This window comes from Chryseobacterium sp. StRB126, from assembly GCF_000829375.1.
Classification (GTDB): Bacteria; Bacteroidota; Bacteroidia; order Flavobacteriales; family Weeksellaceae; genus Chryseobacterium.
Map to the genome: position 1 here is coordinate 1,616,088 of NZ_AP014624.1, position 22,804 is coordinate 1,638,891.

General features: G+C 36.1%; 21 protein-coding genes. 17 read left to right on the plus strand and 4 right to left on the minus strand.

Annotation, left to right across the window (positions count from 1 at the left end):
• The first annotated feature begins 8 nt into the window (after positions 1-8).
• The 9 genes from CHSO_RS07340 to CHSO_RS07380 all read left to right on the plus strand — a co-directional run bounded on the left by CHSO_RS07340 (position 9) and on the right by CHSO_RS07380 (position 8,499).
• Positions 9-1,373 carry a DUF5458 family protein gene (locus CHSO_RS07340; RefSeq protein WP_045494263.1) on the plus strand — a complete coding sequence of 455 codons (1,365 nt, stop codon included), beginning with the start codon at positions 9-11 and terminating at the stop codon, positions 1,371-1,373.
• 78 nt (positions 1,374-1,451) lie between these two features.
• Entirely contained in the window at positions 1,452-1,907 is a 456-nt protein-coding gene (locus CHSO_RS07345) for a hypothetical protein (RefSeq protein WP_144428867.1), read from the plus strand.
• A gap of 81 nt (positions 1,908-1,988) precedes the next feature.
• Positions 1,989-3,023: an A/G-specific adenine glycosylase gene (mutY, locus tag CHSO_RS07350; RefSeq protein WP_045494269.1), complete on the plus strand. Its 1,035-nt coding sequence runs from the start codon at positions 1,989-1,991 to the stop codon at positions 3,021-3,023.
• A 44-nt stretch (positions 3,024-3,067) separates the two neighbouring features.
• Positions 3,068-3,625 carry a gliding motility lipoprotein GldD gene (gene gldD, locus CHSO_RS07355; protein ID WP_045494272.1) on the plus strand — a complete coding sequence of 186 codons (558 nt, stop codon included), beginning with the start codon at positions 3,068-3,070 and terminating at the stop codon, positions 3,623-3,625.
• Positions 3,626-3,652: 27 nt separating this feature from the next.
• Entirely contained in the window at positions 3,653-4,576 is a 924-nt protein-coding gene (locus CHSO_RS07360; RefSeq protein ID WP_045494275.1) for a PfkB family carbohydrate kinase, read from the plus strand.
• An 86-nt stretch (positions 4,577-4,662) separates the two neighbouring features.
• Positions 4,663-6,030: a peptidylprolyl isomerase gene (locus tag CHSO_RS07365; RefSeq protein ID WP_045494279.1), complete on the plus strand. Its 1,368-nt coding sequence runs from the start codon at positions 4,663-4,665 to the stop codon at positions 6,028-6,030.
• A gap of 111 nt (positions 6,031-6,141) precedes the next feature.
• Entirely contained in the window at positions 6,142-6,642 is a 501-nt protein-coding gene (locus tag CHSO_RS07370) for a hypothetical protein (RefSeq protein ID WP_045494282.1), read from the plus strand.
• 61 nt (positions 6,643-6,703) lie between these two features.
• Positions 6,704-7,693: an NAD(P)H-dependent flavin oxidoreductase gene (locus tag CHSO_RS07375; protein ID WP_232509163.1), complete on the plus strand. Its 990-nt coding sequence runs from the start codon at positions 6,704-6,706 to the stop codon at positions 7,691-7,693.
• Between the two features lie 35 nt (positions 7,694-7,728).
• Positions 7,729-8,499, plus strand: a complete 771-nt coding sequence (locus CHSO_RS07380) for an alpha/beta fold hydrolase (RefSeq protein ID WP_045494285.1) — start codon at positions 7,729-7,731, stop codon at positions 8,497-8,499.
• A 722-nt stretch (positions 8,500-9,221) separates the two neighbouring features.
• Here CHSO_RS07380 and CHSO_RS07385 read toward each other — a convergent pair.
• Positions 9,222-9,839, minus strand: a complete 618-nt coding sequence (locus tag CHSO_RS07385; protein ID WP_045494288.1) for a hypothetical protein — start codon at positions 9,837-9,839, stop codon at positions 9,222-9,224.
• 26 nt (positions 9,840-9,865) lie between these two features.
• Positions 9,866-10,165, minus strand: a complete 300-nt coding sequence (locus CHSO_RS07390; protein ID WP_045494291.1) for a rhodanese-like domain-containing protein — start codon at positions 10,163-10,165, stop codon at positions 9,866-9,868.
• Positions 10,166-10,336: 171 nt separating this feature from the next.
• Here CHSO_RS07390 and queG point away from each other — a divergent pair, with 171 nt between their 5' ends.
• From queG to CHSO_RS07425, 7 genes are all read left to right on the plus strand, one after another.
• Positions 10,337-11,275 carry a tRNA epoxyqueuosine(34) reductase QueG gene (gene queG, locus CHSO_RS07395; protein WP_045494294.1) on the plus strand — a complete coding sequence of 313 codons (939 nt, stop codon included), beginning with the start codon at positions 10,337-10,339 and terminating at the stop codon, positions 11,273-11,275.
• 360 nt (positions 11,276-11,635) lie between these two features.
• The gene (locus CHSO_RS07400) at positions 11,636-12,319 is read left to right on the plus strand and encodes a TIGR02117 family protein (RefSeq protein WP_045494297.1); all 684 of its coding nucleotides are present in this window, start codon (positions 11,636-11,638) and stop codon (positions 12,317-12,319) included.
• Between the two features lie 103 nt (positions 12,320-12,422).
• Positions 12,423-12,770 carry an SRPBCC family protein gene (locus CHSO_RS07405; RefSeq protein WP_316932464.1) on the plus strand — a complete coding sequence of 116 codons (348 nt, stop codon included), beginning with the start codon at positions 12,423-12,425 and terminating at the stop codon, positions 12,768-12,770.
• Between the two features lie 537 nt (positions 12,771-13,307).
• The gene (locus CHSO_RS07410) at positions 13,308-13,640 is read left to right on the plus strand and encodes a hypothetical protein (protein ID WP_045494300.1); all 333 of its coding nucleotides are present in this window, start codon (positions 13,308-13,310) and stop codon (positions 13,638-13,640) included.
• 59 nt (positions 13,641-13,699) lie between these two features.
• The gene (locus CHSO_RS07415; RefSeq protein WP_045494303.1) at positions 13,700-14,788 is read left to right on the plus strand and encodes an efflux RND transporter periplasmic adaptor subunit; all 1,089 of its coding nucleotides are present in this window, start codon (positions 13,700-13,702) and stop codon (positions 14,786-14,788) included.
• Between the two features lie 28 nt (positions 14,789-14,816).
• Positions 14,817-17,939 (plus strand): efflux RND transporter permease subunit, encoded by a 3,123-nt coding sequence (locus CHSO_RS07420; protein ID WP_045494306.1) that lies wholly within the window; start codon positions 14,817-14,819, stop codon positions 17,937-17,939.
• Positions 17,920-19,362, plus strand: coding sequence for a TolC family protein (locus tag CHSO_RS07425; RefSeq protein ID WP_045494309.1), 1,443 nt, complete (start codon positions 17,920-17,922; stop codon positions 19,360-19,362). Before CHSO_RS07420 ends, CHSO_RS07425 begins: the two co-directional genes overlap by 20 nt.
• Positions 19,363-19,805: 443 nt before the next feature.
• Here the strand turns inward: CHSO_RS07425 and CHSO_RS07430 are convergent, their stop codons facing one another.
• Positions 19,806-20,228 carry a cold shock domain-containing protein gene (locus CHSO_RS07430; protein ID WP_045494312.1) on the minus strand — a complete coding sequence of 141 codons (423 nt, stop codon included), beginning with the start codon at positions 20,226-20,228 and terminating at the stop codon, positions 19,806-19,808.
• Positions 20,229-20,931: 703 nt separating this feature from the next.
• On the opposite strand from CHSO_RS07430, the gene CHSO_RS07435 reads away from it, so the two are divergent.
• Entirely contained in the window at positions 20,932-21,687 is a 756-nt protein-coding gene (locus CHSO_RS07435) for an SDR family oxidoreductase (protein WP_045494315.1), read from the plus strand.
• Between the two features lie 78 nt (positions 21,688-21,765).
• Here CHSO_RS07435 and lgt read toward each other — a convergent pair whose 3' ends face one another.
• The gene (lgt, locus tag CHSO_RS07440) at positions 21,766-22,602 is read right to left on the minus strand and encodes a prolipoprotein diacylglyceryl transferase (RefSeq protein WP_045494318.1); all 837 of its coding nucleotides are present in this window, start codon (positions 22,600-22,602) and stop codon (positions 21,766-21,768) included.
• Positions 22,603-22,804 lie beyond the last annotated feature (202 nt).

Genomic DNA, 22,804 nt, shown 5'->3' on the forward strand with positions numbered 1-22,804 from the left:
ATTAAATCATGGATAGCAAATTACAGGCGCAAGAAAGCCAGCAGCAGGGACAGCAGCAGCAACACTCAGGGCAGCCGAAGGGCAACCCGCTTGCTGAGCTCAATAAAATGGGAGGTTTTGGCTTTGTTGAATCCGTTGTAGACGGTATCGCCAATATGAACCCTACTAGAAAAGCAAGGAAAGAAATTTTCCTTAACGATAATAATAAATCAGACGAAAGAAAAGAACTTCTTCAGAAGATCAATCTTTGGGTAAGCCTTTTAGAAGGTAGCGAATCTGCAGATAAAATGGCCGATACTTGCAAAACCAAAGCACAACAAGCTGATCAGAACTTAAAGAAAAACCTAAAAAATACACTGGATGCAGTTCGTCTGTTGGAAACCAACTACAGAACTGTAGCTCAATTCTACAAAAATACAGAATTGGATAAAGTGGATAACGTAAGTATTGTTAATGCAAGCCTGGATCAGGTTTCAGACCTTGACAATCCTTTATTCATTGATGCTATTTCTGAAGAATTCAAAAATTACTACGACCGTTTAGACCTTAGAGATAATTATTCAATCCTTGCCATCCCTGGATATTTAGGATCCAATAAAGTTATTGAAAAGTGGGCTAAAATCTGTAACGAAAACAAAGTTATGATGGTTACAGATTTTGCGAACCTTGATAAGCCGGATGACGTAGTAGACTTATTCCATTCTGCCAATCTTACAGGGGGTGAACTTCACAGAAGTAACGTGATCATGACTTGTAACTGGTTAGTAGGCCGTGGAAAAGCTGAAGAAGTAGGAGAAGAAGAAAACGTAGAACTTCCACCTTCCACTTCATTAGCAGGAAAAATCCATAAAACACTGATGTCTCAGGTAGCAGCAGGTAAAAAACATGGTAATATCAACGAAGTAGACGCTGTAAAATTCGAATTGAAGAAAAGTGAAATTTCTCAGTTAGAAAAAATGGGTCTTGTACCAATGGTTAACGAATACGGTAAAATTATGGCTTTCTCTGCGAAGACATTATTTACAGGAGATAACATCGGTCTTCAGACCTATTCAGTAGTACGTGTATTCGACTATGTAACTAAAGTATTACTAGACTTCCTAAACAGAAGAGCCTTTGAAAACTGGAATGCTAAAAACGAAGACGATTTGAGAAGACAAATTGTGACGTTCCTTGATAATATCAAAGGACCGGACAAATTGATTGAAAAGTTCAAGATCGTTCGTTTCGAACAGGATAGAGTAAACAAAGACAGAGTATGGCTAGACATCCGTATGACCCCTTATTTCCCTACAAAAAGTTTCGTTATTAAACTTGACGGACACAAAGGAGATGATGGTAACGAATGGGATGCAGAATACGCTCAGGAATAATAACACCTTATTTTTAATAATAAAGACCGATGCATTTTTTACATCGGTTTTTTTCTACCAATATCTATGAATATTAAAATGAATATTAAACTTGCCATTGGTTTGCCTGTATTGTTAATAGGTTTATTGGCAAGCTGTGAAAAAAAATACCAAAGCCCGGGCCAGTATGAAGAAGACCTTTTTGCAGATGAACGTCAGGAAGGGAAGGCTTATATCATGGACGAAGAAGAATGTTTCGATGGCAGTGAATTGGTTCTGGCAAGCTCAGAAGTAAAGCTTGCAGACAGTTCGAAAGGCCGTGGAAAAACATTTTTTCTTTATAAAGTAAGATCCGGAAAAGTGTTGAAAACGGTAAGAGATTCCGCTTTGGATTTGCCGATGATGTTTTTATCTCCTCACAAGTTAAAGCTGAAAGAAGATTCCATGTACTTATACCTTAAAAAATTGGATGGATATCGTTTTATAGCTAAAGAAAGAAATCTGAAATATCAGTGGTTAAGGGGAGCCTCGGTATATTCAGTGAAGAAAAAATAAAATAAACCTATCTTTGCAGCCGTAAATAATGTGCAGAATGAAGAGTTAAAAGTCTCTTCAAAGATTTAAACAGTTTGGTTTTTGGAAAAGAATAATACAGCCTCAGATCTTCTTCATATAGGAAACAGGCTTTTGGAATGGTATAGAAATAATGCAAGAGATCTGCCTTTCAGACAGACAAAAGATCCTTATAAAATCTGGATCTGTGAAATTGTATTTCAGCAGACAAGAATCAGTCAGGGGCTTAATCACTACAATAATTTCATTAAAAGATTTCCGGAGGTAAAAACCTTGGCCGAAGCTGAGGAAAATGAAGTTTTGCTCTATTGGAAAGGCTTAGGTTATTATTCCAGAGCGATCAATATTCATAAAGCTGCCCAGCAAATTATGAATGATTATCATGGGATATTTCCGAGCCAGTATGATGAAATTTTAAAACTGAAAGGAATTGGAAAGTATACAGCTGCAGCCATTTCAAGCATCTGTTTTGGCGGCAAGCTCCCGGCGGTAGACGGAAATTTTTACAGGGTTCTCAGCCGTTTGTTTGCAGATGATTTTGATATTTCAAACTCAAGGGCATTCACCTACTTTTCAGAACTGGCAACTCTTGTAATGCCGGATAACGTTGGAGATTTCAATCAGGCGATGATGGATATCGGTTCAGAGATCTGTAAACCCAAAAATCCATTGTGTGGAGAATGTCCGATTAATGAAGACTGCCTTGCTTTTTCTCTTCAAAAAATAGCAGATTATCCTGTTAAAACAAAAAAAGTAAAGGCTGAAGATCTTTCTTTAACCTATTATTTTGTTCACAGAAATGGAAAATTTCTAATCCGTCAGCGAAAAGATGACTTTATCTGGAAAAAATTATTCGAGTTCCCAATTTCTGTTTCTTCTGAAATGGAAACTTTTATTATAGGCTCGAAAACAGTTAACCATAAACTGACACACAAGAATTTAAGCATTGAAATATTTAAGGTTGAGGTATCTTCAGAAGAGATCTGGAATCGTTTTATTGCTGAAAATCAATACCAGATTACGGATGTTGAGGAGTCTCACGAAAAATCCTTTCCGAAGCCTCTGGAAAATTACATTCAAAACTCATTGAAAGACTGAAATTTGTCTTCCGAAATCTGAAATCTAATTTGTACTTTTGCAAAATGATTAAAAAAGTCATTTTTATTTTTGTATCACTGCTTTTAATTTCCTGTGGAAAAGATCCGGTTCCGAAACCGTACGGAGAACTGCGTCTGGAATATCCGACACCGAAATACCAGAAGTTTGAAAACAACTGTGCCTATACTTTTGAGTATTCGGATTTTGCCAATATTACAGCGGCGAAAAAACCTTGCTGGTATTATCTGAACTATCCGAAGATGAAGGCTAAGGTTTTCGTAACCTATTATCCGATACAGAATGACTTTGCTCAACACATCAAAGAAGCAGAAAAAATGGTATACGAACATACCATCAAAGCCAGTTCTATAGACACTAAATCCTTTGAATACCCTGAAAAAAAGGTATACGGGAATTTTTATGAACTGAAAGGACAGAGTGCTTCCAATCTTCAATTTTACGTTACAGACAGCACGAAGCACTTCGTGACTGCTTACTTATACTTTAATACGAGACCGAAACCGGACTCTCTGGCTCCCGCAGTAAACTATATCAAAAACGATATGAAACACATGCTGGATTCTTTTGAATGGAAAAAATAATTACTTTTAATATACATTGAAAAATATATGAAACTTTTAGTTGTAGGAAGTGTTGCATTTGATGCAATTGAAACACCATTTGGTAAAACGGACAAAATTTTAGGCGGAGCTGCTACTTATATTGGGATCACTTCATCTATTTTAGGCGTTAAATCCGGTATTGTTTCTGTAGTAGGAGGAGACTTTCCACAGGAACACCTTGATATGTTTACAAACAGAGAAATAAATATCGAAGGAATTGAAATTGTAAAAGAAGGAAAAACATTCTTCTGGTCAGGAAAATATCATAATGATTTGAATACCAGAGATACTTTGGCTACAGAAGTAAACGTATTAGAGAATTTCGATCCTAAAATCCCTGATTCAATGCAGGATGCTGAAATTTTATTACTTGGAAACCTACACCCTGGAGTTCAGTTATCCGTATTGGAAAAAATGAACAATCGTCCTAAACTTGTGATCCTTGATACCATGAACTTTTGGATGGATTGTGCGTTGGATATTCTGATGGATATGATTGCTAAAACAGATGTAATTACCATCAATGACGAAGAAGCAAGACAACTTTCAGGAGAATATTCTTTAGTAAAAGCTGCTAAAAAGATCCACACAATGGGGCCGGAATATGTTATCATCAAGAAAGGAGAGCACGGAGCTTTACTTTTCCATGACAATAAGGTATTTGCAATCCCTGCACTTCCATTAGAAGATGTTTTCGATCCAACAGGAGCCGGAGATACTTTTGCTGGAGGTTTTGCAGCCTACCTTGCTAAAAAAGGAAAAATTGATTTCGAAACTATGAAATCTGCATTAATCGTAGGATCTGCTATGGCATCATTCACTGTAGAAAAATTCGGAACAGAAAGAATTCAGGAAGTAAATGAGTCAGATATGTTCAACAGATTGAGACAATTTAAAGAATTGACGACATTTGATGTTGAACTGCAGTAAATAAGTCTTTTTAAGAAATATTTATAATAAAAAATTGAGTGAAATTCGTTAAGAATTCTAAATTTGCAACTTGTTAAAATAGTAAAATGACAAATAAACTAAAAATCACTTATCTTCTTGGGATTTTCATCATGATATTTTCATCCAATATGATGAATGCCCAGCTAAAACCGGGAGATTTAGTGGATGGTATTGCTGCTGTGATCGGAAATGAAATTGTTTTGGAATCAGATGTTACGGAGCAGATGAATTATGGGAAACAGCAGGGAGCTAATAACACTGATAAATGTGAGTTCCTTGAAAGCCTTATCAACAACAAACTTCTTGTATACGAAGCAAAAAAGGATACGCTAATTGAAAACCGTTCTGCTGCAATCAAAGAGCAGGCTAATCAAAAATACCGTCAGTTGCTTTCTCAATTTCCGGATGAAAAAACATTATTAGCTGCCTATAAGTTCAGAAATTCTTACGAAATGAAAAACGCTATCGAGAAAATCGATACGGATCAATATTACGGACAGGCGAAATACCAGAGAGTTACCGATAAAGCAGACGTTACGCCTAATGAGGTTACTGACTTTTATAATATGTATAAAATGCAGTTGCCACAGGTAAAAGATGAAGTTACTTTAGCTCAGATTATGATGTATCCTACCTTAACGGAGGCTCATAAACAGGATCTTATTAACAGACTGAAAAAAATTAAGAAGGATATTCTTGGTGGGGAAACTTTTGAAAGCCAGGCAAGAATTTACTCTGAAGATGAAGGTTCCGCTTCCAATGGGGGATTATATAAAAACATCAATAAAGGACAGATGGTGAAGCCGTTTGAAGCTGCAGCATTAAACCTTCAGGAAAACGAAATTTCAGATCCTATTGAATCTGAATTCGGATACCATATCATTCAATTAATAAAAAGATCAGGAAAAGTATATGATGCAAGACATATTCTTTTGAAAGCTACTCCTACTGATGAAGAAATGAAAAAAGCAAAAGCAAAACTAGACAGCATCAGAGGTTTAATTATAGACGGAAAGATGACATTTAAAGATGCAGCGTTCAAGTTTTCAGATGATAAAAAAACCAAGTTCAATGCCGGTGTAATTCCTGGTGGAGACGGTTCAGATAAAATAGAAAGAGAGAGTATCCCTGGAACGATCAGCTACGAATTGGCAGGTTTGAATAAAGGAGATGTTACCACTGCTTTTGAAGATGAAGACAACAGAAGAAAAGCTGTGAAAATCATTAAATTGGAAGAGGTGATTCCTGCACACCAGATCACTCTGGAGACCGACTTCAGCCGAATCAAGCAGATGGCTCTCAATAAAAAGAAAAACGAAATGGTTGAAAAATTTGTCAACTCTAAGTTGCCAACCACTTTCATCTCCATCGACGGACGTTACGATAACTGTAACTTCAAGTCCAATTGGAAGAAAGAATCAATCAAAAAATAAAATAATAAGACCTTCAGAATTTCTGAAGGTTTTTTTGTGCTTTCAATGATGAAGATGAAAGTTTAGATATTTCCATATAGACTATTTTATACCTTTACAAAAACTAATAAAGTGGATTTTGCTTTTTATCTTAATGAATTTCGTTTGGCCACAGCAGAAATTTCCCAGGAAAAACTTGATGAGGATCATTTAAAAATATCCATCGATATTGTTCTTGAATCTGCAGCTCTCAAAATTTATAAATCACATTGGTATGGGGATTCAAAACTATCAGAAGAACCCTCAGGAAGGATTTTCTTTTCAGTCTGGATAAATGAAAAGACCATAGAAGAGGGAAGGATATATTATAACATTCATGCCTTAAAACTTCGGGAGTTGAAAAACTATAATATAGCCAGTAAAGATTTTGCACAGAATTTTAGGTATGAATTTTCAAAACATCAGAAAGACTGGCCTAATGTAAATGTCAACTTTGGACCGCTTACTTTAATGCAGGGATGGATAGAGATGAAAAATGATACCATCCGGAAAGATGTATATCTATTGGCTCAGAAATTTATGAAGATTAGTTCCATCATAGATAAGGTTTTGGAAAAGTTTGAGAAGCCGTAATTCTATTTATTTTTTGTTTTATAGAAGCGGCTGATAATGTTTGTTTTTAGTATTTTTACGCATGAGCAATTTTATAGATTTCAACGCAGCAAAAAAATTACATGATATGCAGGCCAGTCAAAATAGAATTTCAGAACTTTTTAATATCAAATATCCGATTATCCAGGCAGGTATGATCTGGCATTCCGGATGGAAACTGGCATCAGCCGTTTCCAACTGTGGGGGATTAGGATTAATAGGAGCAGGAAGTATGTATCCTGATGTCCTTAGAGAGAACATTCAGAAGTGTAAACAGGCTACTGATAAACCTTTTGGGGTGAATGTTCCTATGCTGTATCCCAATATTGAGGAGATTATTCAGATTATTCTGGAAGAAGGAGTGAAAATTGTATTTACTTCAGCCGGAAATCCGAAAACATATACAGAAACCTTACAAAAAGAAGGTTTAAAAGTAGCTCACGTAGTTTCCTCTACCAAATTTGCTGTAAAGTGTGAAGAAGCAGGAGTAGATGCGGTGGTTGCCGAAGGATTTGAAGCTGGAGGTCATAACGGAAGAGATGAAACTACAACCTTCTGCCTTATTCCAAATGTAAAGAAACATATTTCCAAGCCATTAATTGCAGCTGGAGGAATTGCTTTAGGTTCTCAGATAAAAGCAGCCATGATTCTTGGAGCAGACGGGGTACAAATAGGGTCCCGTTTTGCTGCTACGACAGAAGCAAGTGCTCATGAAAACTGGAAAAAGAAAATCACAGAACTTCAGGAAGGTGACACTCATCTTACGTTAAAAGAATTAGCTCCTGTAAGAATGGTTAAAAATAAATTCTTCAGCGAACTGGAAGATATCTATCAGGCTGGGAGAAACAAAGATGCCCTTATTGCATCATTAGGAAGAGCCAGAGCAAAACGAGGAATGTTTGAAGGAGATATGGAAGATGGTGAACTTGAAATAGGGCAGGTTTCAGCCTTAATTGATGACATCCTTCCGGTAGAAACTGTCTTTAATCATTTACTGAAGGAATTTGAGGAAACAAAAATGCCTTCTTTTTAAAAATTGCGAGAGAGATACTATTATAATTTGAATTGATGAAGGAAAGAATCATTGATGTAAAGGGTAAAAAACTATACACAGAATATTATAATTCATTTGAAGGTAATCCAACTATTGTTTTTTTGCACGATTCGCTAGGATCTGTACAGCTTTGGAGAGACTTTCCTGCTAAATTATCACAAGCCACCCAATGCAATGTCCTTGTCTATGATCGTTTAGGATATGGAAAATCTCATCCGATGCCTACTCACGTAAGACCAGTAAATTACATGGAACTGGAAGCAGATCTGTTGAATGAACTGTTGACTGATCTTAATATTGATAATGCTATTTTATTTGGGCACAGTGACGGGGGAACCATTGCTTTAATCACTGCAGCAAAATATCAGGAAAGGGTAGAAGCTGTCATTTGTGAAGCTGGGCACATTTTCGTGGAAGAAGTGACTTTAAAGGGGGTTTATGATGCCTGGGAAGCTTATAAAACCACCAATCTGCCGGAACGTCTGCATAAATATCATGGTGATAAAGTCGAGACATTATTCAGAGCCTGGACAGAAACCTGGACCCGTGATGATTACAGAACCTGGAATATAGAATATCTTTTAAAGGATATTACCTGTCCGCTTCTGTTCATTCAGGGAGAAGCCGATGAATATGGTACCCTGGATCAGCTGGAGAAAACAGTTTCTCAGGTAAGTGGAATTGCAGAAAGATATATTATTCCGAAAGTCGGGCATACGCCACACAAAGAAATTCCGGACTTGGTTTTGGAAAAAACTGTGGCATTTATTCGTAATAATTCTTAAGCCGGAATAACTTAACGAAATGAAAAATATGAAGCTATCTCACTTTGAGGTAGCTTTTTAAGGTATAAATGCATAACAAAGCTTAATAATACCTGAGTTCAGGATAAGACATTTCTGTTTTTAGAAAGTAAGGAAGCTGGAGCTGGGAGAGGGAAGTAGTTGAGGTTAAAAAAGCACTTGCAACCCTGTAATGTATTATTCCTTTAAAGGCAGCTTCATCAAATTTTACGGCAACTTCAGAAATGGTAGCTCCGATAGTAACTTCCAGCCTATTATCCTTAATTTCTTATCCCGGACTCAGGTTCATAATGTATTCTGTGTGCTTTTTCACGCTCTCTTGTTTGTTGTTATGCTTATACATCCTCATCATATACTGTGAATTTGTACAATATGTATTTAAACAAGAATCAGAATGATTTAAAATATTTTAAGATGAAGAAGACAGGAGCTCAATTATTTTCTTAATATATAAAATTGAGTAAAATAGAGTATATGTGGTTTTATGAAAAAAATGAATGGCATTAATATGTAGTCACAGTAATTATCTTAGCTTAAAATTACAATAAATACACAACAAATATCTCTATTCTGAGATATAATATTTTATATTTTTGAAAATAAGGTTTTTAGTAGGTACGAAAATTAATGATGCAAATCATTAAATGTTTGTTTGAGATGAATGTGTGAAGAGATGCAATTTTGCATCTCTTTGCTTTTTAAGCTTACAATAACTGAATTTCAGCCGCAATATTTGATCTTGCCTGTGTCTCATATTTCTTTTTAAAATAATCAGTCTTAAAGATGCTCTCAAGTTCCAGAAAATGTTTAAGTACCTTTTTTCTGCCAGGCTTATAAAGAAGATCAGGATAAATAGAATATTCTTTTCTAATCATTCGGGTATATGCCAGATAAGTTTCAAGATCTTTTCCAAGAATAGAAAGATCAGCATCCAAAAGATAATTGGTATCTTGATTTTCTGATTCCTGATGCAGTTTGGTAGCCAGAATCTGGTCAGAAATAATGGTTATATCACTTTGATGTAAACCAAGTTCAGTAAGTCTTTCAGCCGCTTTCAAAGCACTGTTTTCCTCATTAGACTTAGAAGTTGCATTATAAATAATATCATGATAGAAGACAGAAAAAGAAACTGTGGTAAAATCAGAAAGACTACTTTTTACATTTTCCAACTCCGTGAACATGTTTTTAAGATGAAGAAGATTGTGATAATGTCTGCCTTTTTCAGCATATTTTGTATCAATCTCTTTCCATAGGCTATCGATTAAACTTAGATCTTTGGTGAAAGGTAAACAAAGCTGTTCAAATTGGTCCTTTAGATTCATGATGAAAAGGTATAAAAAAAGGAACTTTAAAAAGTTCCTCTGTTTGCTTCAAGAACAGCCTTCAGTTCTGCCCAGCCTCCGCCGTTGTGACCATCCTTTAATCCTTGAGTGTTTAGATATTCCAATGCTTTTCCGCTTCTGTTTCCACTTCTGCAGAATAAAATTACCGGCTTTTCAATAGATAGGATCTCATCCTGTCTGTCTTCTACTTCACCCAGTGGAATATTTTTGGCACCATCTATATTTCCGTCCATTTCAAGCTCCATTGGCTCACGAACGTCAATCAATTCATAGTTTCCAGATTGTATTACTTCTATTAAAGACATAGTTGTTTATTTTAAACATTAAATTATAGACGAAATTACGTAATTTTTTTTTGAAAAAATTCTTAATTAAAACATAAATTTTAGAAAGAATGCTGTATCCAAATGAAAGAGGAAAGGGATGAGAAAAACTAAAGATTGGTAAAATAATCTTAATTTTGCAGTGTGAAATTAATGAACGCTGGTGCTGAAAAATATTCTGAACTGATAAAATCCAAGGCTAAAAGCTTTGGCTTCCAGAGTTGTGGTATATCTGAAGCAGATTTTTTGGAAGAAGACGCTGCACACCTTGAAAAATGGTTGAAAAACAATTTTAATGGGGAAATGAAATATATGGAAAATCATTTCGATAAAAGACTTGATCCAAGATTGCTGGTAGAAGGTTCTAAATCTGTAATTTCACTTTCTTACAACTATTTTCCTGAAGAAAAGATCTCTGTTCTGGAGAACTTTAAAATCTCAAAATATGCCTACGCTGAAGACTACCATGAAGTCATCAAGGAAATTCTTCGTGAAATGGTTGCTGAATTACAAGAAGAAATAGGAGAGTTCGGATTCAGGGTTTTTGTAGATTCGGCACCAGTGATGGAGAGAAGCTGGGCCAGAAAATCAGGAATTGGATGGGTAGGAAAAAACGCAAATCTGATTACCAAGCAAAACGGATCTTTTTATTTCCTGGCTGAAATTATCTGCGATCTTGAGCTTATCGCCGATCATGAAACAACCGATCATTGCGGAACCTGTAGAAAATGTATTGATGCCTGTCCCACAGATGCTATTGTTTCTGAAAAAATTATTGATGGAAGCAAATGTATTTCTTATGCTACCATAGAACTGAAAAATGAAATTCCGGATCATTTCAAAAATAAAATGGAAGACTGGATGTTTGGCTGTGATATCTGCCAGGATGTATGCCCCTGGAACCGATTTTCAGCTCCTAATAAACAGAGCCGATTCAAACCCAATGAAGCCCTGAAGAACTTCAAAAAAGGAGAATGGAAAGAACTTACTCAGGAAATTTTTTCTGATATCTTCAAAAAATCGCCTGTGAAGAGAACCAAATTTGCCGGGTTGAAGAGAAATATTGAATTTTTAGAGCGGTCTTCAGACTGATTTTTGCCTAAACATTTGGTGACGATTCTTACCTTGGAAATTTTTCAAATTCCAAACAAAAGCTGATAATTGACCATCCCTTATATTTTTAATACTAAGGAGGTTTTGATTTAACTGAATAAGTTGTCTAAAAATCCTTTCCTAAAAAGAAAAATTGATTTTCAGGAGATCAGAATCTCACCGAAAATCAACGTTTTTTTTGTATTCTTTTTGGAGCAGTTTTTACTCTTACTTTAAATCTTTTCTGTGACTTGGTATTTTTACGCATATTTGTGAATATTTCGTAATTAAATATAGCTATTTTTTCGATTAAAAAAAATACTTTTACGGAAAATTATATATTAAATTTTATTCAAAAACATGACTGTGAAAACCATTTTAATTTACACATTGAAAATTCTGGGAGTCATTCTGGGAATTGTAATTGTTTATGTTCTTCTGGGATTACTGATCCCTTTCATTCCGGTTTCTGCCAAAGATGATGGGGAGCAGAAAGATATTGCTATTTATATTTATACCAATGGTGTTCATACCGACATTGTAATGCCTGTAAAGAATGATATGAAGGATTGGAGTCTTATGATTCCTTTTGCAGATACAAAATCTAAGAAAACAGATTATAAATATATCGGAATAGGATGGGGAGATAAAGGCTTTTATCTGGATACGCCAACCTGGGCAGACCTGAAGCTATCAACAGCTGTAAAAGCAGCTTTTTGGTTGAGCGATTCCGCCATGCACTGTACTTATTACTATGCCATGAAAGAAGGAGAAGACTGTAAAATGATTATGATCAGCAGAAGCCAGTATCAAAACTTAATTAAATTTGTAGAAGATAAATTTGATAGAGATCAGAACGGAAAATTCATGCTGATTCCTACCGATGCAGTATATGGCGATACCGATGCATTTTATGACGCCAAAGGAACCTACAGCTTCCTTTATACCTGTAATACGTGGTCTAATAATGCTTTAAAGGCTGCAGGACAGAAAGCAGCTCTTTGGACTCCCTCAGATTTTGGAATTTTCCAGCATTATAAATAAATATAAATCTGTTTTACCTATTTGTATTATTGCTTTATCATCAATAGAACGAAAATTCAGCAAAGCCTGTTTTAGTGTGGATGTATAATTAAAAAGAAGTAAGATGAAACATAAGCTTTTCCGTGAGCAACAATTAAACTGTGATGTAGAAACCGCCTGGAAATTTTTTTCCTCAGCCAATAATCTTTCGGAAATTACACCAAAAGATATGGGATTTACGGTATTGACAGAAATGGAAGATGATGAAATATATGAAGGAATGCTCATTGATTATTATGTTTCTCCATTATTTGGAATCAAAATGAAATGGCAGACCGAAATTACCCATGTAGATTTTCAGAAAAGCTTCATCGATTTTCAAAGGAAAGGTCCTTACAAATTATGGAATCACCATCATGAATTTATCCCAAATGATGAAGGTGTTTTTAATGAGAGATACCATACATTATGAACTTCCCATGGGATTCTTAGGCGAAATTGCCCATTCTTTATTCGTGAAAAACAAACTGGAATACATCTTTGATTATCGTTTCAGAGTGCTGAGCAGGTTGTTTTAATGCAAAACTTTGTTTATCCTTCTAACGAAGAAATAACCCTAATAGGATTTCTCGCAGATCAGACAGATCATGCAGATTTTATAGATTTATTATTTGGCAGATCTGCTAGATTATAAAATAAACAAAGCCCTTGTCATTGACTACCTTGAATCTTCAATTTCTGACGAAGGAAGAATCTTGTTGATTATTTTCACAGATTCTTCATTTCGTTTCTGTTCAGTCTGTATTCAGGATGACAACAAATATTCACTCTTCGTCATACTGCGGGAATCTCCATATTTTTGTTTTGCAGACCCTACTCATTAAAAAAAAACGTGATTTTATCAGTATTGTTTAAGTTTTTTTAACAGTTAAGGGGCAATAACTCCATCAAAATTTCTTATTTTTGCAGCACTATTGTTTTTATTAAAAAACTAAGTATTCTGATTGACATGGCAGGTCTGAGGTCACTTTTCTATTTTTATATCATATTGGTTTTTACCCTTTTCAATTCGAATTGGGCCGAAACATCATTGCAGAATATTCCTCACATTCCTCATGCAAGCAATATCCATTTGCTGGATGTTTACGAAGAAGCGGATATGAATACGCATGCGTTGCCTGCAGCTTCTAAGATTATAAAACATTCGGTACGTAAGGATGAACCGGCAGTAGGTGATTTTTCCGCAGTTTTAAAAATTGCTCCGAAAATCATACTTCCTGATATTGCTATTTCCATTATTTGTGGAGTGAAGTCCTTTCTCCATCTCCTCCAGTTGTACTAGTTTAAGTTGTTGAAATTCAGATAATCTTAACGAAAATTTTATAACTTAAACATTCAAAAATGTATTTTAAAAATGTAATAATTTGCAGTCTTGCAATATTATTCGCAGTGTCATGCAATAAAGACAAGAAACAAAACGGTCAAAAAGAGAAAGAAGTTCCTGTACTGGAAATCAAGGAGAAAGATACCTTGGTAAGCAATCAGTTTGTGACCGATATTCAGGCTAAGAAGAATGTGGAGATGCGTTCCAGAATCGGTGGAATTATTCAGCATATTTATGTTAATGAAGGGCAGTTTGTTCATCAGGGACAGCCCTTATTCAAAATCAATGATGCTGAATTACAGATGGAACTTTTAAAAGCCAATGCTGCTTTGAAACAAACTCAGGCTGATGTCCGTATCGCTGAAGTAGAACTGAAGCAGATCCAGAGTCTTCATGCTAAAAAATTTGTGGCCAATAATGAGCTGGAACTTGTAAAAGCTAAACTTTCATCCGCTCAGGCTAAGCATGCTTTTGCAGATGCTGAAAGAAGAGCGGTACTTCAGAAAATCAGTTTCACAAAGATTACAGCGCCTTTTGATGGGGTAATAGACGTAATTCCTCATAAAGACGGAAGTTTGGTGGAAAATGGAACCTTATTAACAACCTTATCACAGCTTAACGAGGTTTACGCCTACTTTTCAATTCCGGAAAACCTGTATTTTGAGCTTTTAGCCAATGATAAGATAGGAAGTCACCAAAAGATTGAATTAACGCTGCCAAACGGTGTGAATTATCAGTTTAACGGAGCTTTAAAAACCGCTGAAGGAGAAATCGACAGAACAACGGGATCTATCCGGTATAAAGTTCTTTTCCCGAATCCTGACCGTCTGATTAAACATGGTACTTCAGGAAAACTTATCATTTCCGAAAATCAGGATAATGCTATTCTTATTCCCCAAAAATCTACATTCTCTATTCAGGATAAAACCTATGTTTTTGTAGTAGATAAACAGAATAAGGTGAAAATGACAAGCATTAAGATCGGAAGTACGCTGAGGGATTCCTATATGTTGGAAAGCGGTCTTAAAAAAGGAGATTTAATCATTTATGAAGGTACTCAGTCCTTAAAGGATGGTGATATTATTAAAATCAAAAAGAAGTATTAACCTTTCATAATTTTTAAATCAATTTATTATGGTAGAGATGTTTATAAGACGAAAGGTTCTTTCGTTGGTTATTTCCATATTATTTGTATTGCTGGGAATTATGGCATTATTAAAGATGCCGATTACCCAGTTTCCAGATATTGTACCGCCTTCAGTAACAGTAACAGCAAAATATACTGGTGCCAATGCTGAAGTATCCGCCAATGCGGTTGCCCTTCCACTGGAGCGAGCCATTAATGGAGTTCCGGGAATGACGTATATGTCAACGGTAACTTCCAATGACGGGCTTACCCTGATTCAGGTTTTCTTTGAGGTGGGAACAGATCCGGATGTAGCGGCGGTGAACGTTCAGAATAGGGTAACAACTATTCTTGATGAACTTCCTGAAGAAGTAATTCGTGCCGGAGTAACTACTGAAAAGGAGGTGAACAGTATGCTGATGTACCTCAACATTACGAGTACAGATCCAAGTCAGGATGAGCAGTTCATTTATAATTTTACAGATATTAACGTTCTTCAGGAACTGAAACGTATTGATGGAGTTGGTCGTGCTGAAATCATGGGGCAGAAAGAATACTCTATGAGGATATGGCTTGATCCACAGAAGATGGCAGCCTATAATATTTCTGCAGATGAAGTCATTACTTCGTTGCAAAAACAAAATATTTCGGCAGCACCCGGAAAAGTGGGAGAAACGTCCGGGAAAACTTCCAGCCAGCTTCAATATGTAATTAAATATAAAGGGAAATTCTTTGAACCTAAGCAATATGAAGAAGTTCCGATCCGATCCGATGTAGACGGAACCATCCTGAAGCTTAAAGATATAGCTAAAGTAGAGTTTGGGGCGATGAACTACGGAATGGTTTCCAAAACAGACGGAAGGCCTTCTGCATCCATTATGATGAAGCAGCGTCCCGGTTCCAATGCCTCTGAAGTAATTGAAAGCGTAAAAGCTAAAATGGAAGAATTAAAAGGGACTTCATTTCCACCCGGAATGGAATATAATATGGCCTACGATGTTTCCAGATTCCTTGATGCTTCCATCAGTGCAGTATTAACAACCCTTATTGAAGCCTTTATTCTGGTAGGAATTGTAGTGTTTATCTTCCTTCAGGATTGGCGTTCTACATTGATACCTGTATTAGCTGTTCCGGTGGCATTGATAGGCACCTTTGCCTTTATGAATATGCTGGATTTCTCCGTAAACCTATTGACATTATTTGCTTTGGTATTGGCTATCGGAATTGTGGTAGATAACGCCATTGTCGTCGTTGAGGCCGTTCATGTAAAAATGGAAGAAGGTATGAATGCGATGGATGCTACCATCAGTGCTACAAAGGAAATTGCAGGAGCAGTAGTAGCGATTACCATTGTAATGTCTGCTGTATTCATTCCGGTGGCATTTTTGGATGGTCCGGTAGGAGTGTTTTACCGTCAGTTTTCATTGACACTGGCCATCAGTATTGTTATTTCAGGGGTGAATGCATTGACGCTTACTCCGGCATTGTGTGCCATTATTTTAAAACCACACAATCATAATAAAAAGAAAACGATTATTGACAGAGCTTTCCAAAGTTTCAATACTGGTTTTGAAAGACTTACCAATGGCTATGTTGGAATTCTATCAAAATTTGCCACAAGAACTACAGTTACTTTTGGGTTATTGTTCCTGTTCATTGGGTTAACGTTTGTAACCAGTAAGTTCCTTCCAACCGGATTTATTCCAATGGAAGACCAGGGAATGGTGTATGTAAGTGTAACCACTCCACAAGGGGCGACCGTAGAAAGAACAGAAAAGGTTTTGGATGAAGTAACAGTGATTGCCAAGAAGATAAAAGGAGTTGAAAACGTAACAACACTGGCAGGATACAGTATCGTAACGGAAATTGCAGGTTCATCCTACGGAATGGCGATGATTAACCTAAAAGACTGGAAAGAAAGATCTATTTCAGTTAATGAATTGATTACCGAGCTTTCAGAGAAAACAAAAGGGATTGCTGATGCACAGATCGAAATCTTTGCTCCGCCAACGGTTCCTGGATTTGGAAATACAAGTGGCTTTGAATTGCGTTTGTTGGATAGAACAGGAGGGACTATTGAAAATACAGATAAGATCACCAAAGATTTTGTCAAAAAATTGAATGAAGCTCCAGAGTTGCAGAACAGCTTTACAAGCTTTGATGCGACTTTCCCGCAATACATGATTAATGTAGATTATGATATGGCTGCGAAGAAAGGAATATCCGTAGATAATGCGATGTCCACATTGCAGACCATGCTGGGATCTTATTATGCCACCAACTTTATCCGTTTTAGTCAGATGTATAAAGTAATGGTTCAGGCAAGTCCGGAACACAGAGACACGCCTGAAAGTATTCTGAATTTATACCTGAAAAATGATAAAGGGGAAATGATTCCTTTTTCAACATTTATCACCATTGAAAAAGTATATGGACCGGAAGTACTGACGAGGTATAACATGTATATGTCAGCTATGATTAATGGAGAGCCTGCAGATGGTTATAGTTCAGGTGATGCTATTGCGGCGGTAGAGCGAGTTGCTAAAGAAACGCTTCCAAGAGGTTTCGATATTGAATGGTCAGGGATGACAAGAGAAGAAATCTTATCAGGAAATCAAACCGTATATATTTTCCTGATCTGTCTGTTGTTTGTATACCTTTTACTGGCTGCCCAATATGAAAGTTTCCTTCTTCCGATGCCTGTATTATTAAGCCTTCCAACCGGAATCTTTGGTTCTTATATCGCATTGGTATTGGCAGGATTGGATAATAATATTTACGCACAGGTTGCTTTGGTCATGCTGATCGGGCTTTTAGCGAAAAATGCCATCCTGATTGTAGAATTTGCAGTAGCCAGAAATAAACAGGGGTATGATATTATTCCTGCGGCCATTGAAGGAGCAAGACAACGTCTGAGACCTATTCTGATGACTTCTTTTGCCTTTGTGGCCGGACTTATCCCGTTGTGTATTGCATCAGGAGCCGGAGCAATTGGTAACCGTTCTATTGGTACGGCAGCAGCAGGAGGAATGCTGATAGGAACCATCTTCGGATTGGTAGTCATTCCAGGGTTGTATATATTCTTTGCGAAACTTGAAAATAAGAAGAAAGATGAAAAGATTAAATCATAGAAATATATTGTACAGTATAGCTGCCTTAAGCTTAGTTTCATGTGCTGTTCCGCAGGTTGCGGATATCAAAAAAGCGCAGACACTTCCGGAAATACCTGCTAAAACAGTAAGTTCAGAAGAATTTCAGCAACTTGATCTGAAAGCTTATTTTACTGATGCTCATTTACTGGAGCTTTTTAATAAAGTAGTCCAGGCCAACCCGGATTTTCAGATTGCGCAGCAAAGAGTGGAAATAGCTAATAGTTTCCTGCAAAGATCGAAGATGGATCTTTTACCTTCTCTTGAAGTAGGAGCAGAAGTTAGTGGAAACCACTATGGAAAATATACGATGGAGGGAGTGGGAAATTATGATACCAACCTTTCCCCCAATATCACGGAAAAGCAGAAAATCAACCGTGATTTCACGCCCAATTATTGGCTTGGAGCAAGAAGCAGCTGGGAAATTGATGCATGGGGTAAGTTGAAAAATAAGAAACTTGCCGCCCAAAAGAAGTATCTGGCTTCTACAGAAGGATTGCGATTGCTTCAGGTGGAGCTTTTCACCGATATTGCTAACCTGTATTATCAGTTGGTAGCTTTGGATAACCGTTTGGCGATTTATCAGAAAAACTACAATCTTCAACAGAGAGCTTTTGAAATTGTTCTGGCACAGCGTGAAGTAGGAAAAGCTACAGAACTTGCCGTACAACAATTCAAAGCACAGAATAACAACTGGCTGGCGGAAATAGAACATATCAAAGTAGAGATTGTAACCGTGGAACAGGCCATTACAACTTTAACAGGAAGTTATGGCGGTGAGGTGAATCGTGGTAAAATCCTGATGCCTACCAATATGGATGTTTTAAATAAAACCATTAATGTAGAAGCTGTTATACACTCAAGACCGGATGTGGCAGCCCATTATTATGTGTTGGAGGCTTCTCAGGCAGATGCCAAGGCCGCAAGAGCAGCTTTTTACCCAAAAATCGATCTTGGAGTGGGAATTGGGATGAATTCTTTCTCTGTAGAAACATTTTTCAAACCCAGCTCATTAGCAGGGCAGCTGTTGGGTGGGTTAATGGTTCCTGTTTTTAATAAAGGTCAGCTGAAATATGAGTTTAAAGTAGCCAGTAAAGAACAGGAGATTGCTTTTTTAAATTATCAGAAGAGTATCACCACGGCATTCAATGAGCTTCAGTCTATTTTGAAACAGACCAGAATTTATGAAAGAGTTTTAAAATTAAAATCAGAAGAAGTAGGTTTTCTGGACCGTGGAGTTGAGGTTTCCAATGATCTGTACCTTACAGGATACGCGAATTATTTCGAACTGATTAACTCACAAAAAAGTAAACTGACGGCAGAGCTTGATCTGTTACAGTTTCAGCATCAGAATACGAGAAATAATGTTCTGTTGTTTAAAGCTTTAGGGGGAAAATTGAATTAAAAATAATCAATTACTTTTTCGGTTTTGTAAACCGACCATTTTTATTTTTTTACGATGAAGAAAGAGGCTGTCTCAGTAGGAGGCAGCTTCTTTTGATTTTTAAAGAGATTATAATTTTTTTGTTAAATAACCCGAGTTTGGGATCATAAAATTAAGGATAGTAGTCTGGAAGCTGGAAGCGAGAGGCTGGAAGTTACTATACAAGGTGTAGAATTACGAATTATCCGAAATTCGGACCTAAAACACAATTAAAATAGTACAGTATAGAGCACTGAGATCCTGAGTTAACAGATGGTTGCCCATGTGATTGCATTAGAATCTGATTTTCGTAAAAAGGTCTCCGCTTTCAGACAATGTTTTAATAAAAAAGAGACTGTCATTAAGACGGTCTCTTTTGTATCGTTTAAAAACATATCTGCAATATATTACAGAATGTGTTTATCTTATTTAACAATCTGGATTTCAACTGCAGAAAATCCTTTTGGAGATTTTTCCTTTTCAAAAGAAACCTTGTTTCCTTTTTTTACCGGTTCTATACAGTTATTATTGTGGAAGAAGATATTTTCTTTGGAGTTATCTTCAGTAATGAAACCATATCCTTTTTCACTAAGGAAAGTAACAATTCCTGTTTTTCTTGGATCTTCTTCAATAATAGGAGCAGCTCCCAATTGAATATCATCAAGATTTACTTCCTGTCTTTGTTCAGGTGGAGTAGAAGTTAACCTTCCGAATTCATCTACATACATGAAGACATCCTCCGCTCCTTTGTTGTTGTTCGTTTTACGTTCTTCGCGTCTTAGCGCTTTTTCTTTTTGCTTTTGAATTTTTTTCTTGAAATTTTCCTTTTTAGAAAAAGAATCTGCCATAAATTATTTTTAGTATTTAGTTTCTATAAATTGTATTGTTCACTCTGGTCTGCCTTAGACCTTAAAGTCCGTCGATGTTTCCTGTTGTGGGGTTTCCTAATCATACAGAGCTTTAAAATTCCGACAAGTATTGTTCTGGGTAGAAAAATAAAAGTTTAAAATATGGCTGCTCAAAAAGCAAAGACAGAATACGTATATTCTAAGTCGTTACAGAAAACAAAGTAGAGACTTTGGTTAATAATATGCAAATATACAATAATAAAATGAATAAAACTGTTTTTAAATGATTGATTATCAGAAATGGTTTTTATGAAAAATTAACCGGATGTTCTTATTTACAGATGAATAATGCAGCAATGGATGTTTTTTACCAAAAATCCTCAGTAAGCTGAGGATTAAAAAAAATATATTAAGAATGAAATGGTGTGTGTTAATACGGGTGGGAGAGCATCAAATGCTGTGCCTAAAATTCACTTAAGCTGGAAAAGTTAAGCATCTGTTTAATATTAAAACCCTAAATCAAACTCTATCTGTCTGGTAGATAATAGGATATTGAAAGGAATATGTTTGTATAAATTTTTAATATTTTACAAGAGTTTCTAAGCTTAAAATGGAATCTGTTTGAAATTCCCGAAAAATTCACCATGTTGAGATAGCTTTTATTGTTCATCTTTGCTTCATCAACAAATTAAAAATTAAAAAAATGTCAACACAAGATGTAAAAGGAAAAGTTGTTTTAATAGCCGGGGGAGGTAAAAACCTTGGTGGATTATTGAGTAAAGGCTTTGCAGCAAAAGGAGCGAAACTGGCTATACACTATAATAGTGAAAGCTCCAGAGCTGAAAGTGAAAAAACACTGGCAGAAGTTCAGGCACTGGGTGCTGAAGCATTTCTTTTTCAGGGAGACCTTACCAAAGTAGATAATATTGCTAAATTTTTTGATGAAACTATCTCCCGTTTTGGCGGTGTGGATATTGCCATCAACACAGTAGGAATGGTACTGAAAAAGCCATTCTCAGAAACTACGGAAGCAGAGTATGATACCATGTTCAATGTTAATTCAAAAGCAGCGTATTTCTTTTTACAGGAAGCTGGTAAAAAAATAAATGGCCACGGTAAGATTTGTACGATTGTAACTTCATTACTGGCTGCATATACAGGGCTTTATTCCACATATGCAGGAGCAAAAGCACCGGTAGAGCATTTTACGAGAGCAGCATCTAAGGAATTTGGAGCCAGAGGAATTTCTGTAACAGCTGTAGCGCCAGGTCCTATGGATACTCCGTTCTTCTATGGTCAGGAAACAGATGATGCGGTAGCTTATCACAAATCAGCATCTGCATTGGGTGGACTTACCGATATTAAAGACATTGCTCCATTGGTAGAGTTTTTGGTAACTGATGGTTGGTGGATCACAGGGCAGACAATCTTTGCCAACGGTGGTTACACAACAAGATAACCGGAAATCCATTACATAAAAAACTCACTGAAAATAACTTTCAGTGAGTTTTTTTATTTAATTCAAGGAAACGGAGAACTATAACGTTCTCATCTTTCCTTTTTCCCATACACTTTTAATAATGAAGAAAAGTCCCAGGAGAACAAAAGGAATACTTAAAAGCTGTCCCATATTTAAGCTCATCCCATGCTCGAATTCTACTTGATCTACCTTGATAAACTCAATCAGAATTCTCATGATAAAGATTAAAAGAATACTGATCCCGAAATAGAATCCTTTTCCGATTTTGAAAATGTCTTTCTTGTAAATAAGATAAACAAGAAGGAAAATAACAAAATAAGAGATCGCCTCATAAAGTTGGGTCGGATGCCTCGGAAGATTATCTACCTGATGGAATATAAATGCCCATGGAACATTGGTAGGAGTTCCAATGATTTCAGAATTCATAAGATTGGCCAGTCTGATAAAAACTCCGGCCAAAGGAAGTACAATAGCGATGGCATCCAAAACAGTCATTAAAGGTATTTTAAACTTTCTGGAATAGATGAGCAGCATAATCATTAATCCAATTCCACCACCGTGGCTTGCAAGTCCTGCGAAACCGGTAAAATGGTAATCGCCATCTGGACCTCTTTGAATGGGTAAAAAGATTTCTAGAGGATGCTGGGAATAATAATCGAAATCATAGAAAATACAATGCCCTAATCGGGCACCGGCTAAAATCCCGATAAGCGCATATGAAAATATGGCCTCATGGGCCTGGATACTTAAGTTTTCTTTTTTATAAATGCTTTTTAAAATATTGAAGCATAAAACAAGTCCTGAAAGAAATAACAGGCCGTAATATTTAATGGAAACACCTAAAATATTAACGATTTCAGGATTAACATCCCAGTTGATATATAATAAACTCATTGATATTGTTATCGGATTTTACGGATGCAAAGATAAGAAAATAGGATTTTGACGTAATAATGCTGGTTTTTTTGAGTCTTATGTTTTGACTATTAATGTTTTAAATCCTATTTTATTGATGGTATGAACAAACTTTGTACGATAAAATACTTGCTTTTTTTTCATAAAAACTGAGGGTAATTTAAAATCATTCTTGAAGAAA